The 17086-nt window shown below is 72.5% G+C and carries 16 protein-coding genes and 1 riboswitch; of the genes, 10 read left to right on the plus strand and 6 right to left on the minus strand.

Annotated features, from left to right (window positions below; all coding sequences use genetic code 11):
• The first annotated feature begins 18 nt into the window (after positions 1 to 18).
• The 5 genes from GA0070622_RS16025 to GA0070622_RS16045 all read left to right on the plus strand — a co-directional run bounded on the left by GA0070622_RS16025 (position 19) and on the right by GA0070622_RS16045 (position 5037).
• Positions 19 to 648, plus strand: a complete 630-nt coding sequence (locus tag GA0070622_RS16025) for a GTP cyclohydrolase II (protein WP_091574036.1) — start codon at positions 19 to 21, stop codon at positions 646 to 648.
• The gene (locus GA0070622_RS16030; protein WP_091574037.1) at positions 645 to 1334 is read left to right on the plus strand and encodes a RibD family protein; all 690 of its coding nucleotides are present in this window, start codon (positions 645 to 647) and stop codon (positions 1332 to 1334) included. Before GA0070622_RS16025 ends, GA0070622_RS16030 begins: the two co-directional genes overlap by 4 nt.
• A gap of 102 nt (positions 1335 to 1436) precedes the next feature.
• Entirely contained in the window at positions 1437 to 3110 is a 1674-nt protein-coding gene (locus GA0070622_RS16035) for an extracellular solute-binding protein (protein WP_091574038.1), read from the plus strand.
• On the plus strand, positions 3107 to 4120 hold the full coding sequence (locus GA0070622_RS16040; protein WP_091574039.1) for an ABC transporter permease: 1014 nt from the start codon (positions 3107 to 3109) through the stop codon (positions 4118 to 4120). Before GA0070622_RS16035 ends, GA0070622_RS16040 begins: the two co-directional genes overlap by 4 nt.
• Positions 4117 to 5037, plus strand: a complete 921-nt coding sequence (locus tag GA0070622_RS16045; RefSeq protein ID WP_091574040.1) for a carbohydrate ABC transporter permease — start codon at positions 4117 to 4119, stop codon at positions 5035 to 5037. The genes GA0070622_RS16040 and GA0070622_RS16045 overlap by 4 nt, the downstream gene beginning before the upstream one ends.
• Positions 5038 to 5046: 9 nt before the next feature.
• On the opposite strand, the gene GA0070622_RS16050 is transcribed toward GA0070622_RS16045, so the two are convergent.
• The 4 genes from GA0070622_RS16050 to GA0070622_RS33465 all read right to left on the minus strand — a co-directional run bounded on the left by GA0070622_RS16050 (position 5047) and on the right by GA0070622_RS33465 (position 7689).
• Positions 5047 to 5790 (minus strand): amino acid ABC transporter ATP-binding protein, encoded by a 744-nt coding sequence (locus tag GA0070622_RS16050; protein ID WP_091574041.1) that lies wholly within the window; start codon positions 5788 to 5790, stop codon positions 5047 to 5049.
• The gene (locus GA0070622_RS16055; RefSeq protein ID WP_091574042.1) at positions 5787 to 6563 is read right to left on the minus strand and encodes an amino acid ABC transporter permease; all 777 of its coding nucleotides are present in this window, start codon (positions 6561 to 6563) and stop codon (positions 5787 to 5789) included. The genes GA0070622_RS16050 and GA0070622_RS16055 overlap by 4 nt, the downstream gene beginning before the upstream one ends.
• Positions 6564 to 6601: 38 nt before the next feature.
• On the minus strand, positions 6602 to 7459 hold the full coding sequence (locus GA0070622_RS16060) for an ABC transporter substrate-binding protein (protein ID WP_091574043.1): 858 nt from the start codon (positions 7457 to 7459) through the stop codon (positions 6602 to 6604).
• Positions 7460 to 7563: 104 nt separating this feature from the next.
• Positions 7564 to 7689, minus strand: a complete 126-nt coding sequence (locus GA0070622_RS33465) for a hypothetical protein (protein ID WP_256386030.1) — start codon at positions 7687 to 7689, stop codon at positions 7564 to 7566.
• A gap of 35 nt (positions 7690 to 7724) precedes the next feature.
• A riboswitch (SAM riboswitch) is annotated at positions 7725 to 7835 on the minus strand.
• 128 nt (positions 7836 to 7963) lie between these two features.
• Here GA0070622_RS33465 and GA0070622_RS16065 point away from each other — a divergent pair.
• From GA0070622_RS16065 to GA0070622_RS16080, 4 genes are read left to right on the plus strand one after another with little or no spacing between them, the layout of a single operon-like run.
• Positions 7964 to 8536, plus strand: a complete 573-nt coding sequence (locus GA0070622_RS16065) for a PadR family transcriptional regulator (RefSeq protein ID WP_091577495.1) — start codon at positions 7964 to 7966, stop codon at positions 8534 to 8536.
• Complete coding sequence (locus tag GA0070622_RS16070; protein ID WP_091574044.1) at positions 8533 to 10254, plus strand: acyl-CoA dehydrogenase family protein; 1722 nt, start codon at positions 8533 to 8535, stop codon at positions 10252 to 10254. The genes GA0070622_RS16065 and GA0070622_RS16070 overlap by 4 nt, the downstream gene beginning before the upstream one ends.
• Before the next feature lie 50 nt (positions 10255 to 10304).
• Entirely contained in the window at positions 10305 to 10847 is a 543-nt protein-coding gene (locus GA0070622_RS16075; protein ID WP_091574045.1) for a GNAT family N-acetyltransferase, read from the plus strand.
• Between the two features lie 38 nt (positions 10848 to 10885).
• Positions 10886 to 11296 (plus strand): hypothetical protein, encoded by a 411-nt coding sequence (locus GA0070622_RS16080; protein WP_091577498.1) that lies wholly within the window; start codon positions 10886 to 10888, stop codon positions 11294 to 11296.
• Positions 11297 to 11399: 103 nt separating this feature from the next.
• On the opposite strand, the gene GA0070622_RS16085 is transcribed toward GA0070622_RS16080, so the two are convergent.
• Both GA0070622_RS16085 and pgi read right to left on the minus strand, forming a co-directional pair.
• A complete protein-coding gene (locus GA0070622_RS16085) occupies positions 11400 to 12824 on the minus strand; it encodes a vanadium-dependent haloperoxidase (protein WP_091574046.1) in 1425 nt (474 codons plus the stop codon).
• A 421-nt stretch (positions 12825 to 13245) separates the two neighbouring features.
• Positions 13246 to 14880 carry a glucose-6-phosphate isomerase gene (gene pgi, locus GA0070622_RS16090; protein ID WP_091577501.1) on the minus strand — a complete coding sequence of 545 codons (1635 nt, stop codon included), beginning with the start codon at positions 14878 to 14880 and terminating at the stop codon, positions 13246 to 13248.
• Between the two features lie 237 nt (positions 14881 to 15117).
• Here pgi and GA0070622_RS16095 point away from each other — a divergent pair, with 237 nt between their 5' ends.
• Positions 15118 to 17073 (plus strand): ABC transporter ATP-binding protein, encoded by a 1956-nt coding sequence (locus GA0070622_RS16095; RefSeq protein WP_091574047.1) that lies wholly within the window; start codon positions 15118 to 15120, stop codon positions 17071 to 17073.
• The last annotated feature ends 13 nt before the right edge of the window (positions 17074 to 17086 follow it).

Raw genomic sequence — 17086 nt, forward strand, 5'->3', positions numbered from 1 at the left:
ACCGGACGGAGGAGAACCATGGACGAAACCCTGCCCAACGCGACGGTCCGGACCCGGGTCACGGTCCCGCTCAGGTTCCCCGACGGTTACGTGACCACCGCCACGGTGCACACCTTCCACGGCCTGGTGGACGGCCGCGAGCACCTGGCGTTCGGGCTCGGCGACCACGAGGCCGCCGAGCCGCCGTTGGTCCGTCCGCACAGCGAGTGCCTCACCGGGGACGTGTTCGGCAGCCAGCGTTGCGACTGCGGCCCGCAGTTGCGCGAGGCGGTGGAGCGGATCGCCGACGCCGGCGGCTACCTGCTCTACCTGCGGCAGGAGGGCCGGGGCATCGGCCTGTACGCCAAGCTCGACGCCTACGCGCTGCAGGACGACGGCCTCGACACGTACGAGGCGAACCTGGCGCTCGGGCGGGGCGCCGACGAGCGGGACTACACCGTGGCCGCGCAGATGCTCGCCGCGCTGGGGGTGGACCGGGTGGCCCTGCTCAGCAACAATCCGGACAAGGCGGCCCAGTTGGAGCGGCTCGGCGTCCGGGTGGCCGACCGGGTGACCACCGGCGTGCACCTGTCCCCGGCGAACGCCGGCTACCTGGCGGCCAAGGTCACCCGCGCCGACCACGCCCTCGACCTGCCGTTCGTGCCGTGACCAGCCGCCCGTACGTGCTGCTCAGCTGCGCCATGTCGATCGACGGTTACATCGACGACGCGACGACCGAGCGGCTGCTGCTCTCCAACGACGACGACCTGGACCGGGTGGACGCGACCCGGGCCGGATGCGACGCGATCATGGTGGGCGCGGCGACGGTCCGCCGGGACGACCCGCGGTTGCTGGTGCGCAGTGAGCGCCGGCGTGCCGATCGGGTGGCGCGGGGGTTGGCGCCGTCGCCGGTGAAGGTCACGGTGACCGGCAGCGGCGACCTCGATCCGGCGGCCCGGTTCTTCACCGCGGGCGACGGCACGAAGCTCGTCTACTGCCCGAGCGGCGTGGTGGACAAGGCCCGGGAGCAGGTCGGCGCGGTGGCCACGGTGGTCGACGCCGGGGAGCCGGTCACCCCGGAGGCGGTCGTCGCCGACCTGGCCGGGCGTGGGGTGAGCCGGCTGATGGTCGAGGGCGGCGGCTCGGTGCACTGCCAGTTCCTCACCGCCGGGCTGGCCGACGAGCTGCACCTGGTGGTCGCGCCGTTCTTCGTGGGGGACCGGCGGGCGCCCCGCTTCGTCGGGGACGGCCGGTTCCCGTGGCACCCGGGCCGCCGCGCCCGGGTCGTCGAGGTCCGCCAGATCGGCGACGTGGTGCTCACCCGCTACGCGCTCTCCGATCGCTGCCTGGCCTGACCCGCCGTCAAGGTCCGCCCTTGTGCGAGACCACGGTCGATATTAGTTTGTTGATAATCCATACGAACTAATGTCCCGTGGACCCTTTCCGAAGGGGGACCGATGACCCACCCCGACCCGGGCTCCTCCCGTCGCCGCTTCCTCGGCCTGATGGGCCTCGGCGTGGCCGCGACCACCGCCGGCCCGCTGCTCGCCGGCTGCTCCGAGAAGCCGGCCGGTTCCGGCGGCGCCCAGCAGCTCGACGCCGTCTCCGACCTGTTGCCGACGCACAAGGACCTGACCGGCGGCGTCAAGCCCGACATCGTCGGGACCCGGCCGGTGGCCGACGGTTACACCAGCTATCCGGCCACCCTGGTCGACGCCGTCAGCGGCAAGCCGGGCACCAGCGGCAAGCAGGTCACCGCGATGACGCCCGCCTGGGGGGCGGCGCCGCCCGGCATCGCCCAGAGCGCCTACCTCCAGGCCGTCAACGCCGAACTGGGCACGCCGGTGACCTTCACCATCCAGGACGGCGTCACCTACGCCGACAAGCTCAACGCCATGCTCAGCGCACGGGACGTGCCGGAGCTGCTCTGCGTACCGGGGTGGGAGGTGGAGAAGATCCCGCGCTTCGCCGAGGCGATCAAGGTGCTCTTCGAGGACCTCACCGACCACCTCAGGGGCGACGCCGTCGACGCGTACCCGATGCTGGCCAGCTTTCCGACCGGCGCCTGGCGCGAGGCGGTCTGGAACGAGCGGCTGGTGTCCGTGCCCAACCCCACCGACTCGCCGTTCCCGTGGGTGCTGTTCACCCGCAAGGACCTGCTCGACGCGCGCGGCCTGGCCGTGCCGTCGAACCTCGACGACCTGCTCACCGTCGCCAAGCAGGTCACCGACCCGGCCCGCAAGGTGTGGGCGTTCGACGACGTCTTCGCCATGATCCAGATGTTCCACCGGGTTCCCGCCTCCAAGCAGGGCTGGCGGCTGCGCTCCGACGGGACGCCGGAGTTCAAGTACGAGACGCCGGAGTTCCGCCAGGCTCTCGAAGTGATGGCCAGGATTTACTCCGACGGCCTGGTCCACCCGGACGTCGTGGCCAGCCGGGGCGCGGACGCCAAGCAACTGTTCGCCAAGAACGGCGCCATCGTGTTCAAGCAGGACGGCATGGGCATGTGGCAGGGCGCCCAGGCCGAGCACCAGAAGACCAATCCCACGTTGAACATCCAGGCGGTGCCGGTCTTCTCCGCCACCGGCGGCGACCCGCTGGTCTGGCGGGCGGACAAGCCGATCTCCTACACCTTCGTCCGGAAGGGCCTCGGCAAGGACCGGGTCCAGGAGCTGCTGCGGATCATCAACTGGTGCTCCGCGCCGCTGGGCAGCCAGGAGGCCCAGCTGCGCGACTTCGGCGTCGAGGGCCGGCACCACACCAGGTCGCCGAACGGGCCGGTGAAGACCGACCTGGCGTTCAAGGAGATCGCCAACCAGTACTTCTTCATCAGTGGTCGCAACCCCACCATCGGGCCGTTCCCGGACACCCCCCGCTACGTCCCGGACGTGCTGACCTACTCCAACCAGATGGTCAGGTTCCTGGAGAAGGACCCCTGGGACGGGGTGAAGCTGGAGATGCCGGCCGCCTACAAGGCCAACCAGGTGCCGACGGAGGACAAGTTCACCGACCTCCTGCGCGGCCGGCGTCCGATGAGCGACGTGGACGCCATCGTCGCCGAGTGGAAGGCGGGCGGCGGGGAGGAAGCCCGCAAGCTGCTCGCCGACTCGCTGCCGAAGGCGGCCAGGTGAGCGAGCCGGCCGTCGTGGTCGGGCCCGAGCGGACCCGACCCGACGCCCCGGCCCCACCGGCCCGTGCGCCCCGCCGTCGCCGCGTGCCGCTGGGCACCCGGCTGCGCCGCGACTGGCAACTACTGGCGATGGTGGCACCCGGTTTCGGCATCCTGCTGGTCTTCAGCTACCTGCCGATCGCCGGCAACGTCATCGCGTTCCAGGACTACAACCCCTACCTGGGCGACAACCCGTGGCAGGCGTTCACGCACAGCAACTGGATCGGCTTCGGCCAGTTCCAGCTCCTCTTCGACGACCCGGCGTTCTGGGACGCGTTCCGCAACACCCTCGCCATCACCGCGTTCCAGTTGGTGTTCTTCTTCCCGCTGCCGATCGTGCTGGCGGTCATGCTGCACAACCTGCTCTCCAGCCGGCTGCGCGGGCTCGTCCAGACGGTCGTCTACCTACCGCACTTCTTCAGCTGGGTGCTGGTGGTCACCTTCTTCGTGGCCATGTTCGGCGGCGCGGGACTGCTGGCGCAGACCATGCGCGACGCCGGCATGCAGCCGTGGAACGTGATGACGAATCCGGACACGTTCATCGTCCTGGTCACCGCCGAGGCGGTGTGGAAGGACGTGGGCTGGGGCACCATCGTCTTCCTGGCCGCCCTGTCCACCATCGACCAGAACCTCTACGAGGCGGCCGCCGCGGACGGCGCCGGGCGGTGGCGACGGCTGTGGCACATCACGCTGCCCGGCCTGCGCCCGGTGATCGTGCTGCTGCTCATCCTGCGTCTCGGCGACGCGCTCTCGGTCGGCTTCGAGCAGTTCCTGCTGCAACGCGACGCGGTCGGCCGGCAGGCCGCCGAGGTGCTCGACACCTTCGTCTACCACTTCTCCATCGCCACCGGAAACTACGGCTACGGCGCGGCGGCCGGGCTGTTCAAGGCCGTCGTCGGCCTCGTGCTGATCCTCGCCGCGAACCGGGTGGCGCACCTGCTCGGCGAACGAGGGATCTACGCGAAGTCATGACCGCGACCAGCCGCCGGCCGACCGGCACGCGACCCCGCCGCCCGGTGTGGGAGGAACGACCGAACCCGGTCGGCCAGGCGCTCAAGGCCGGCCTGCTCACCCTGCTGGTGGCCGGGGTGCTCTTTCCGCTCTGGGTGATCCTGGTGACCAGCCTCTCCTCCCGCGAGACGATCGCCGCCGCCGGTGGCCTGGTGGTCGTGCCGAAGGGCATCGACATTTCGGCCTACCGGACCATCCTGGCCGGCGGCGCGGTCACCCGGGCGCTGTGGATCAGCACGCTGGTCACCGTGCTCGGCACGGGGATCGCGCTGACCGTCACCGTGCTGGCCGCGTACGGGCTGTCCCGGCCGGGCTCGCTGGGCCACCGCTGGCTGCTCGCGTACTTCCTGATCCCGTTCCTGGTCTACCCGCCGCTGGTGCCGCGCTACCTGGTGGTCACCGGGCTGGGCCTGAAGGACACCGTCTGGGCGCTGGTCCTGCCGCCGGCGATCAGCGTGTTCAACCTCGTCGTGGTGCGTGGGTTCTTCCAGGGCATCCCGCAGGAGCTGCTGGACAGCGCCCGCATCGACGGCGCGAGCGACTTCCGTACCCTCGGGCGGATCGTGCTGCCGCTGTCCCGCGCGGTGATCGCCGTGGTCGGCCTCTTCTACGCGGTCAGTTACTGGAACGTGTGGTTCGACGCGTTGCTGTTCATCGACCGCAACGACATGTACCCGATTCAGCGAGTGTTGCAGAGCTACCTGCTGGCCGGGCAGGCGCCGCACACCTCGGGCGGCACCACCGGGGTGACCATGCCACCGACCGAGGCGATCAAGATGGCGGTGGTGGTGCTGACCGTCGCGCCGATCGTCGCGGTCTACCCGTTCGTCCAGCGGCACTTCGTCAAGGGCGTGCTGATCGGCGCGGTCAAGGGCTGACGCCTGCGCTCACAGCACCTGGGACAGGAACCGCCGCAGCCGCGGGTGCTCGGGCGCCTCGAACACGGCGGCCGGCGGCCCGGCCTCCAGCACCACGCCGGCGTCCATGAACGAGACCGTGTCGGCCACGGTGCGGGCGAAGCCCATCTCGTGCGTGACCACCACCATCGTCATGCCGGCGGCGGCGAGGTCCGCCATCACCGCGAGCACGCCCTTGACCAGCTCCGGGTCCAGCGCCGAGGTGGCCTCGTCGAAGAGCATCACCTGCGGGCGCAGCGCGAGCGCCCGGGCGATGGCGACGCGCTGCTGCTGGCCGCCGGAGAGCTGCGCCGGCCGGGAGTCGGCCTTCGCGGCCAGCCCGACCAGGTCGAGCTGGGCGCGGGCGAGCGCCACCGCCTCGTCCTCGTCGAGCTTCTTCAGCCTGCGCAGCGCGAGCGTGACGTTGTGCAGCACGCTCAGGTGCGGGAAGAGGTTGAACTGCTGGAACACCATGCCGATCCGCTGCCGCAACGCGTCCGGGTCGTCGCCCAGCACGCTGCGTCCGTCCAGCAGGACGTCGCCCCGGTCCGGCTCGATCAGCCGGTTGATCGTGCGCAGCAGCGTGGACTTGCCGGAGCCGGACGGTCCGATCACGCAGGCCGTGCCGCCGCGGGCCACGTCCAGGTCCGCGCCGCGCAGCACCCGGTGCGCGCCGAAGGCCAGGTGCACGTCGCGCACGGTGAGGCTGACCGAGGTGACGGTGCCGGTGGTCATCGTGGTTTCCCTCCGGTCGGGCTGACGCCGGCCGGCGTCAGGTCGGGCTCGGGCTCGGGCGGCGCGGCCGGGCGGCCCTGCCGCAGCCGCCGGTCCAGCCAGTTGACCGCGTGCGTCAGGGGCACGGTCAGGAACAGGTAGAACAGGCCGGCAAGCAGCAGCGCGGACTGGTTGCCGGTGTTCGCGGCGTAGTCCTGGCCGATCCGGAACAGCTCGCGCTGGCTGGCCAGCAGGCCGAGGAAGTAGACCAGGCTGGAGTCCTTGATCAACGCGATCAGCTGGTTGACCCAGGCGGGCAGCACCCGGCGGACACCCTGCGGGATGACCACCAGCCGCATCGACTCGGCCCAGGAGAAGCCGAGCGCCCGAGCGCCCTCCAACTGGGCCGCCTCCACGCTCAGGATGCCGGCTCGGAAGATCTCGCCCAGGTAGGCGGCGGCGATCAGGGACAGCGCCAGCACGCCCAGCGGGTAGGGGTTCGGTCCCCACACCTCCATGCCCAGCGGCGCCAGGCCGACGCCGATGAGCAGGATGGTCGCCGCGGCCGGCAGGCCGCGGAACACGTCGGTGTAGACCCGGGCCGGCCACCGCAACCACCGGGTACGCGAGATGCCCGCGACGGCCAGCAGCATGCCCAGCACCGAACCGAGCAGGGCGGCGGAGACCGCCAGGATCAGCGTGTTGGGCAGCCCGACGGTCAGCATCTCGGGCAGCGCCTCGCGCATCGAGTCACCGTCGAAGAAGGTCTCCCAGAGGGTGCTCAGTGGATCCATCGTTCCTCCGTCCGCTCCGCTCGAATCCGGTCGTCCGCTCAGGAGGCGGCCGACGGCGACGGCACCGGGACCGAGCCGCTGCCGGGCGTGAAGTCGGCCGGGATCGGCCGGCCCGGGTAGTACTGCGCCTGCAGGCGGCTCCAGGTGCCGTCGGCGATCACCTCGTCGAGCCCCTTGTCCAGCGCCTCGCGCAGCTTGTCGTTGCCCTTGGCCACGGCGTACGCGGTCGGGGCCGGGCTGAGCTGCTTCGCCGCGACCGTGATCTTGCCGTTGCTGTCCGCGGCGGACTTGTCACCGATCTCGGCGGGCGCGATCCAGGCGTCGGCGGTGCCGGCCTTGAGCTGGTTGACCGCACCGTTGTAGTCGGGCACCCGCACCGGGTCCAGCTTCTCCCGGGTGGCGAAGTCGTCCTGCACGGTGCCCTGGACGACCACGACCCGCTTGCCGGCGAGCTGGTCGAACCCGGTGATCGGGGAGCCGGCCGGCACGTCCAGGCCGAAGTAGCCGAAGTCGTAGCCGTTGCCGAAGTCGACGGTCTTCTTCCGCGCCTCGGTGACGGTGATCGAGGAGCTGCCGACGTCGAACTTGCGGTTGTTGACCTGGGACAGCAGGGCGGAGAAGTCGGTGCCGACGAACTCGACCTTCAGGCCGACCTTGCCGGCGACGGCGGTGAGCAGGTCGTTGTCGAAGCCGGTGAACTTCCCGTCCTTCAGGTAGACGTTCGGCGGCGCGTCGGTGAGCGTGCCGGCCCGGATCACCCCGGGCTGGAGCAGGCCGTACGGGTTGGCGGCCCCGTCGGTGGAGTCGTTCCCGCCGCACGCGGTCAGCGCGGTCGCGGCGAGCACGGCGGCGGCGCCGACGACGGCGGCGCGGGTCAGGACGGTACGGATACGCACGATGTCTCTCCAGAGTGGACGGACACGCGGGGGCGTGCCGGTGCCGGCGCCGCCGGGCACGGCGGGGCCGGGAAGGGTGGATCGGGGAAGGGGGAAGCGCTCGCTCAGCGCGCGTCGCGACAGGCGTCGCTGCACACCCGCATCAGGTCGACGTGGCGACGCTTGACCAGCGCGACGCCGGCCGGGTGCGCGGCGGTGTCGCCGGTGCGGGTGGAGGGTGGTGCGAACATCGGTCTCCCTGGTCGGTCGGGCTGACCTGGGTGCCAGGCCACGCTTGCGCCGACGGCTGCCGGCGCCTGGTCCTCACCCGGAGCACCCCACCGTGGAGGAGGGTTGCCGGCCAGCGAGCCGGGGCTTGACGCTGGCGCTCATGACCTGCCCGGAAGGCTAGCAGCAGGTCCGTGCCGGCCGTCCAGCCGTTATGACCACCCTCACGCACCGCGCCTCACCCGACCGGACCTGAGGGACTTGCTATGCAACAAAGTGCATAGCATGATGGCCGGCATGTCGCTGGAGCACGCCATCCTCGTCTCGCTGCTGGAGCGGCCGGCCTCCGGCTACGAGCTGGCCCGGCGCTTCGACCGCTCGATCGGCCGCTTCTGGACCGCCACCCACCAGCAGATCTACCGCGTGCTCAAGCAGATGGCCGAGGACGACCGGATCACCGGCGAGGAGGTCGGTCAGGAGGGCCTGCCGGACAAGAAGGTCTGGTCGGTCACCCCGACCGGCCGGGCCGCGCTGCTCGGCTGGTTGCACGCCCCGGTGCGACCGGAGGCGGTCCGGCACGAGCTGGCCGTCAAGATCCGCGGCGCCGCGTTCGACGACGCCGCCGGGCGCGCCACCCTGGTCGCCGAGGTCGAGCGCTACCGCGCCGACCACGCGACCGTCCTCGCCGGCTATGTGGCCGGCGAACGCCGCGACTTCCCGGGCGCCGTCGCACCCGACGCCCGGGCGGCGCTGCAGCACGTCGTGCTGCGCGGCGGCATCGCGTACGAGCGGATGGTGCTGGCCTGGCTGGACGACGTCCTGGCCACCCTCCGCGCCCTCGACCCCGACCCGGAAAGGCCACCCGCGTGAGCGACCCGCTGCTGTTCCACCCGCACCACTACGACCCCGCCGACCTCGACGAGACCTCGCGCCGGCTGCTGCGCGCCACCGTCGACTGGTTCGAGACCCGGGGCAAGCGCGCCCTGGTCGACAGCTACAACACGCACGAGTGGTACGCCGACTTCCTCGCCTTCGCCGCCCGGGAAGGTCTCTTCGCCACCTTCCTCACCCCGTCCGCCGACGGCGGCGACGACAAGGACAAGCGCTGGGACACCGCCCGCAACGCGGCACTCAGCGAGATCCTCGGCTTCTACGGCCTCGGCTACTGGTACACCTGGCAGGTCACCGTGCTCGGCCTCGGGCCGGTGTGGCAGAGCGGCAACGCCGCCGCCCGGGCCCACGCCGCCGACCTGCTCGACCAGGGCCACGTGATGGCCTTCGCGCTCTCCGAGCGCTCACACGGCGCCGACATCTACGCCACCGACATGCTGCTCACCCCCGACGGCGAGGGCGGTTTCCGGGCCACCGGCGGCAAGTACTACATCGGCAACGGCAACGTCGCCGGCCTGGTCTCGGTCTTCGGCCGGCGCGCCGACGTCGAGGGCCCGGAGGGGTACGTGTTCTTCGCCGCCGACAGCCGGCACCCGGCGTACCGGCTGGTCCGCAACGTGGTCAACGCCCAGATGTACGTCTCCGAGTTCCGGCTGGAGGACTACCCGGTGCGGGAGCGGGACGTGCTGCACACCGGCCCGGCCGCGTTCGACGCCGCGCTGAACACGGTGAACATCGGCAAGTTCAACCTCTGCACCGCGTCCATCGGCATCTGCGAGCACGCCATGTACGAGGCGGTCACCCACGCCCACGGCCGCGTGCTCTACGGCCGGCGGGTCACCGACTTCCCGCACGTGCGCCGCGAGCTGACCGACGCGTACGCCCGCCTGGTGGCGATGAAGCTGTTCAGCGACCGGGCGGTGGACTACTTCCGCTCGGCCGGCCCGGACGACCGTCGCTACCTGCTGTTCAACCCGATGACCAAGATGAAGGTCACCACCGAGGGCGAGAAGGTGATCGACCTGCTCTGGGACGTGATCGCCGCGAAGGGCTTCGAGGCCGACACCTACTTCGACAAGGCCGCCAAGGACATCCGCGGCCTGCCGAAGCTGGAGGGCACGGTGCACGTCAACCTGGCCCTGATCCTCAAGTTCATGCCGAACTACCTGTTCCGGCCGCAGCCGCACCCGGCGGTGCCGACCCGGCGGGACGCGGCCGACGACGAGTTCCTGTTCCGCCAGGGCCCGGCCCGGGGGCTCGGCGCGATCCGCTTCCACGACTGGCGGGCCGCGTACGACGCGCACGCCCACCTGCCCAACGTGGCCCGCTTCCGGGAGCAGGCCGACGGGCTGGTCGCGTTGCTCGCCGCCCACGCGCCGGACGAGACGCAGCAGCGTGACCTGGACTTCCTGCTCACCATCGGCCAGCTCTTCGCGCTCGTCGTCTACGGCCAGCTGATCCTGGAGCAGGCCGAGCTGACCGGCCTCGACGCGGCCCTGCGCGACGAGATCTTCGACCTGCTGGTCCGGGACTTCTCCGGGTACGCCACCGAGCTGCACGGCAAGGCGGCCACCACCGACGAGCAGGCCGCCTGGGCGCTCGCCCACGTCCGCCGGCCGGTGGTCGACGCCGACCGCACGGCCCGGGTGTGGCAGCGGGTGGTCGACCTGGCCGGCGCGTACGAGATGCGACAGTGACCGGCGGAATCCGGGCGCGCGCCGGCCGGTCCGGCCGGTAGGTTGCACGGATGTTCGCGCTCGCCCTGACCGACGACGCCGAGCTGCGCCCGTTGCAGCCCTGGCACGCCGACGAGTTCCTCGCCAACCTCGACCGCTGCCGCGAGCACATCGCGCCCTGGGTCGGCGCGTCCTTCGTCGCCACCGACGCCGCGTCGGCCCGCACGGTCCTCCAGGCGTACGCCGACCGCTGGGCCCGCGACGACGGCGGCATCTGGGGCATCTGGCAGCGCGGCACCCTCGTCGGGGGAGTGCTGCTGGTGTCGCTGAGCACCGTGCGCGGGGTGTGCGAGGCCGGCTGCTGGCTGGAGCCGGCCGCCGAGGGGCAGGGTCTGGTCACCCGGGCCGCCCGGGTCGTCATCGACTGGGCGGTCCGGGAGCGCGGCATCCACCGGGTCGAGTGGGTGACCCGGGCCGGCAACGAGCGCAGCATCGCCGTGGCCCGCCGGCTCGGCATGCGCCGCGACGGGGTGCTCCGGGGCGCCGCGCCGGTGCCGGAGGGGCGGGCCGACATGGAGGTCTGGTCGGTGCTGGCACCGGAGTGGACGGCCTGACGCGAGTTCTTGTCGTACCCGGACGTCAACATGTGTCCATGGCTGTCCCCGCACTGGCCGACCGGTCTCCCCAGCCGCGCGCCCTGCCGCTGCGCGAGGTCCGCACCCGGCTCACCCAACTCGTCTCGCTCGCCGAGCTGACCGACACCGTCACCGTGGTCACCCGCGACGGCGACCCGCGTCCGATCGCCGCGATCGTGCCCGCGCCGGCGGCCCGCACCGCGGCGCAGGCCCGCGCCGACGCCGACCGGGTCACCGCCGTCAGCGCCGGATGGGCCCGCCGCCTGGAGGAGCTGCACCGGCAGTCCGGCCGGCGGCACGCCGCCGAGCTGCGCGCGCTGACCGACGCGCTCGCCGAGGCCTGGGCCGAGCTGGAGCGGCGGGCGCCGGCCGGCGATCCGGCGCTGGCCCGGCTCCGCGCCGCCCACGCCGACCTCCTGCGCCCCTGACCCGGCGTCGTCGTGCCGCGCACACCCCCGTGGCGCGCGGCACGACGACCGTCCGAGCGGCGGCCCGCGCGAGCGGCGACGCCCGGGTTCGGGTCGCTCCGGCTCAGGACTCGACCGGCCCGGCGGCGGCGTCGGCGCGCAGCCCGTGCGCGGCGATGTCGTCGGCGACCTCCAGGCCGAGGCGCACCCCGCCGACGTTGCGGCCGAGGTCGACCCGCCCGTCGTCGTCCAGCGCGAACGCGTCGAACGACCAGTGCACACCCAGGTAGACCCGGCTCAGGCCGTTCTCCTCGATCATCTGCCACAGGCCGTCGGGGAACCGGCGCGCCCAGCGCGGCCGGACCGTGCCGGTGTTGTCCACGCTGACCCCGTTCAGCTCGTCGGAGACGAACTCCAGCCCGTCGGCCAGGTCGTCCGGGCCGTGGTCGCCCTGGCCGTAGAAGCGCCGGACCGACTGCAACGCGGCGGCCCCGAAGCTGGCGTGACCGGAGGGGTACGCCGGGAAGTTCGGCGTCCGGTTCTTCTGCCCGACGCTGTTGGTGTGCGGCGCGCCGAGCGGCAGCCAGCCGATGTCGGCGGCCCCGTCGAGCGCCGCGTCGCCGGCGCCGGTCGGGCCCAGCGCGCCGTCGTGCTCCCGGATGCCGACCACCGGGCGCCACAGGTCGTGGCGATACTTCTCCGTCCAGCAGAGGATGCCGGCGTCGGCCATGGCCACGTTGACCAGCGCGAAGAGCCTCGCGTTGGCGGTCACGTCGTTGCCCCGCGCCCGGGCCACGGCCCGGACGATCTGGTTGTAGAGCCGGGGCGGGGTGCCGATCCCGCGCGCGCCGTCGTACGCCCAGAACAGCCCGACGGCGGTCTCGGCGGCCGTGCGCCGCGGCAGCCGCTCCGGCAGCGTGCCGGCCAGGTGCGGGGCGATGCCCTTGCCGCGCACCTGGCGCAGCGCCCGCTCGTACGCCCGGTCGCCCGGCCGCGGCGGCTCGTCGAGCTCGTGGCGGGTGGTGACCGCGAAGCAGCGTGACCGGGCGCCGTAGAAGGGGGCGTGGAAGCCCTGGCCCGGGTTGTCCGGGTCGACGCGGTGGCGCTGCCGGGCGAGCGACGGCACGTACCCGTCGTCGTCGAGGCCGGGGTCGGCGGCGCGCCGGCGCAGCACCTCCTCGGCGACCCGCCGGCCGTAGTCGTGCCCGGCCGCGTCGTGCTTGCCGGCGACCAGCCCGGCGGCGAGGTGACGTGCCTCCAGGAACCCCCGCTGCGCCGGGTGGAGGGCGGCCAGCGCGGTCCGGGCCGCGGCGGCGACGGCGGCGTCCGGGTCGGCCCCGGCCGGCGGCTGCGGCAGCCGGTCACCCAACCACGGCTCGTACGCGCCGGTGAGCCCGACGAGCGCGTCGTGCATGGCCAGGTGCGCCACGGCCAGCGCGCGGGCGCTGCCCACCGGGCCCTGGGACCGCGCCTCGCCGGCGTCACCCGTGGTGTGGGTGACCCGGTTCGCCTCCAGGGCGACCTCGTTCCAGTACAGGATCTGATCCACGACTTCCCCCGATGTGATCCGTTGGTGAATGGCGGCGGGGAAATGCCGTCTCCACAACGGATCGCAATTCGGGAAATGGGCGCGATCAGCGCCTGGATGCCGTCCGGATCGGCCGTCGGATCCGCCGGCGCGCGCCATCATCGGGCGCACGACGTGCGGAAACCATTCCCCGTTGGGTCCCCGTGGTCGACGGCGGCCACCGGAGGGGTGGCCCGCCGCGCCGACGTCGGAATGCGAATCGATGTCGGCTCGTCCATGGTTGCGGCGCCCCGCCGGGCGGGTCAAGGCGGGCGCGGCGGAATTGTGTCCACTGTCGGGGAATGGGCACCCGACGATGTCCTTGCAACCATGACGGGGTCGTGCGTACCCGCAGGTCACGACGGCGCCCGGGCGGAAGACCGCCCGGGCGCCGTCGGTCGGGTCAGTTCCGGCCGCGTTCGGCGCGGTAGCGGCGGATCAGTTCGGCGGTGGAGGTGTCCACGTCGGCCAGGTCCGGGTCGGGGCCGGTCAGCTTCGGCGCGAGCTGGTTGGCCATGACCTTGCCCAACTCCACGCCCCACTGGTCGAAGGCGTTGATGTCCCAGACCGCGGCCTCGGTGAAGACGATGTGCTCGTAGAGCGCGATCAGCTGGCCCAGCGTCGCCGGGGTGAGCTTCGGCGCCAGGATCGAGGTGGTCGGGTGGTTGCCCGCCATCACCCGGTGCGGCACCACCTCGGGCGCGGTGCCCTCCGCCTCCACCTGCTCGCGGGTCCGCCCGAAGGCCAGCGCGGCGGTCTGGGCGAAGAAGTTCGACATGAACAGGTCGTGCATGTCGCCCAGGTCGTGGTTGGGCCGGCTGAACGCGATGAAGTCCGCCGGGATCAACCGGGTGCCCTGGTGGATGAGCTGGTAGAACGCGTGCTGCCCGTTGGTCCCGGGCTCACCCCAGAAGATCTCCCCGGTCGGGTAGGTGACCGGGGAGCCGTCGACGCGTACCGACTTGCCGTTGCTCTCCATGGTGAGCTGCTGCAGGTACGCCGGGAACCGGTGCAGGTACTGCGCGTACGGCAGCACGGCGTGGGTCTCCGCGCCGAGGAAGTCGGTGTACCAGACGTTGAGCAGCCCGAGCAGCGCCGGCACGTTGCGCTCGACCGGGGCAGACCGGAAGTGCTCGTCGACCGCGTGGTAGCCGGCCAGCATCTCCCGGAACCGGTCCGGCCCGATCGCCAGCATCACCGACAGGCCGACCGCCGAGGGCAGCGAGTAGCGCCCGCCCACCCAGTCCCAGAAGCCGAACATGTTCTCCGGGTCGATGCCGAAGTCGCGGACCCGCTGCTCGTTGGTGCTCACCGCGACGAAGTGCCGGGCCACCGCGTCGTCGTCGGCGTCCAGCCCGGCGAGCAGCCAGCGGCGCGCCTGGTCGGCGTTGGCCAGCGTCTCCTGGGTCGAGAACGTCTTCGACACCACCACGAACAGGGTGGTCGCGGGGTCCAGGTCGGCGGTCTTGTCGTGGATGTCGGTCGGGTCGATGTTGGACACGAACCGGCAGCTGATCCCCGCGTCCCGGTACGCCTTGAGCGCCTCGTACGCCATCACCGGGCCCAGGTCAGACCCACCGATGCCGATGTTCACCACGGTGGTGATCCGCTCGCCGGTGTGGCCGCGCCACGAGCCGGAGCGCACCCGCTGCGCGAAGGCGGACATCCGGTCCAGCACGGCGTGCACGTCGGCGACGACGTCCTGGCCGTCCACGGTGAGCGAGGCGTCGCGGGGCAGGCGCAGCGCGGTGTGCAGCACGGCCCGGTCCTCGGTGACGTTGATGTGCCGCCCGGCGAACATGGCCGCGATCTTGTCGGCCAGGCCGACCCGCTCGGCGAGCGCGCCGAGCAACGCGACCGTCTCGTCGGTGACCAGGTTCTTGCTGTAGTCCACGTGCAGGTCGGCGACCTCACCGGTGAGCCGTTCGCCCCGCTGCCCGTCGGCGGCGAAGAGGTCGCGCAGGTGCGTGCCGCGCATCGCCTCGGCGTGCTTGCGCAGCGCCTGCCATTCGTCCGTGGTGGTGACGTCCACAGCCATCGGGTCGATCTTCTCCTTCGCGACGGGGCGGTCGGCGGGCCCGCGCCCGCGACCCCACCAGCCTGCCACCCGGGGCCGGTACGCGCGACGCGACGCGACATCGCCCACCCTGTGGGCTCACGCCGGGCGGGGTGGGACACACCGTTGCGACACCTGTTCGACACGCCGAACACGGGGAGACATCGAGCGGTAGCTCACCGTAAGCTCCCTCTGGCTGGCCGTGCGGAGGAGGCGTGTATGGCAACGGTGATCGGCCCCCGGCCCCCGTCCGACGGGGACGCGCCGGCGGAGGACGCGGCGGCCGGGGAGTCTCCGCTGCCGGAGCTGGCCGACGGGCACTGGATGAACCGGGCCACCGAGTTCGCGCACACCAGCTTCTGGGCGGTGGCCCGCCGGCTGCCCGCGCTCGTCCGCGAGGCCGTCGGCCTCGCCTGGGCGACCAGCCGCCGGGACACCGCCGCCTCGATCGGGCTCAACATCGCCGCCGGCGTGCTCACCACGTGCGGCCTGCTCGCCACCACCGGCGTGCTGCGGCAGCTCTTCGCCGCCGGCCCCACGCCCGACCGGATCCGCGCGGCCCTGCCGGCGCTCCTGCTCGCGGCCGCCGCCGTGACCGGCCGGGGCGCGTTGACCGTGGCCGCGGGCTGGGCCCAGGCCCGGCTCATCCCGCAGATCAACTACCAGGTGGAGCTGCGGCTCTTCGAGGCGACCACCGCCGTCGAGCTGGCCGCCTTCGACGACGCGGGCTTCGCCGAGGAGATGGACCGCGCCCGCGACCGGGGCATGGCCGAGGCGGCGTCGATCGTGGACCACACGGTCAACCTGGTGACCGGGGTGGTGGGCGTGCTGGCCACCGCCGCCGCGGTCACCGTCATCCAGCCGGTGCTGTTGCCCTGCCTGCTGCTCGCCGCGGTGCCCGAGGCGGTCACCGCGGTCAAGCTGGCCCGCCGGCAGTACCTCGCGATCCTGGCCTGGATCACCCGGCGTCGCCGGATGTTCATGCTGGCCCGGCTGATGGCCGACCGGCACACCGCCGCCGAGATCCGGGCCTACCAGATGCGCGACTTCCTGCTCGCCGAATACCACCGGATGATGACCGTGGAGACCCAGGCCCAGCTGCGGCTAGCCCGCTCGCAGACCGTCACCCGCGCGATGGGCCTGTCGGTGACCGGCGTCGCCGCGTTCGCCGTCTACGCGGTGCTCGGCGGGCTGCTGCTCACCGGCGTGGTGGCGCTGGCCGCGGCGGCCACCGCGCTGCTCGCCCTCCAGTCCGCCCGCAGCAGCCTGCGCACCGCCGTCTTCGCCACCAACTCGCTCTACGAGGACGCCCTCTACTACCAGGACTACCGGGACTTCCTCGACCGGGCCGGGCGGCGGATACCGACCGGGGGGCAGCAGGCGGTCGACGGGTTCGAGCGCATCGACCTCGACCGGGTCAGCCTGCGCTACCCGGACACCGACGGCGCCGCCGTCGACGAGGTCAGCCTCACCATCCGGCGCGGCGAGGTGGTCGCGTTGGTGGGGGAGAACGGGTCCGGCAAGACCACGCTGGCGAAGCTGATCGCCGGGCTCTACCGACCCACCGGCGGCGCGATCCGCTGGGACGGGGTGGACGCCGCCGAGCTGGACCCGCGCCAGGTCGCCGCCCAGGTGGCGGTGATGAGCCAGGACTGGTGGAAGTTCCCGTTCACCGCCCGGCAGAACATCCGGGTCGGCCGGCACGACCGGGCCGACGGCCCCGGCCCGAGCGTCGAGTCCGCCGCCCGGGAGGCCGCCGCGCACGACATGATCAGCGAACTGCCCTTCGGGTACGACACGCTGCTGGACCGGCAGTTCAAGGACGGGCAGGACCTGTCCGGCGGGCAGTGGCAGCGACTGGTGGCCGCCCGGGGCCTCTACCGCGACGCCCGACTGCTGATCTGCGACGAACCCTCCGCCGCGCTGGACGCGCGGGCCGAGCACGCGCTCTTCCAACACCTGCGGCGGCGTCCGGACCGGGCCGTCGTCCTGATCACCCACCGGTTGGCCAACGTCCGGCACGCCGACCAGATCTTCGTCCTGGACCACGGCCGGCTCGTGCAGCACGGCGACCACGACGCGCTGATGGCGCAGGCCGGGCCCTACCGGGAGCTGTTCGAACTCCAGGCGGCCGGCTACCTGGCCGGCGCCGGGGAGGCCGCCGCCGACCGTTGACCTCCAGCGCACT

Source organism: Micromonospora sediminicola (genome assembly GCF_900089585.1).
Taxonomy (GTDB): Bacteria; Actinomycetota; Actinomycetes; order Mycobacteriales; family Micromonosporaceae; genus Micromonospora; species Micromonospora sediminicola.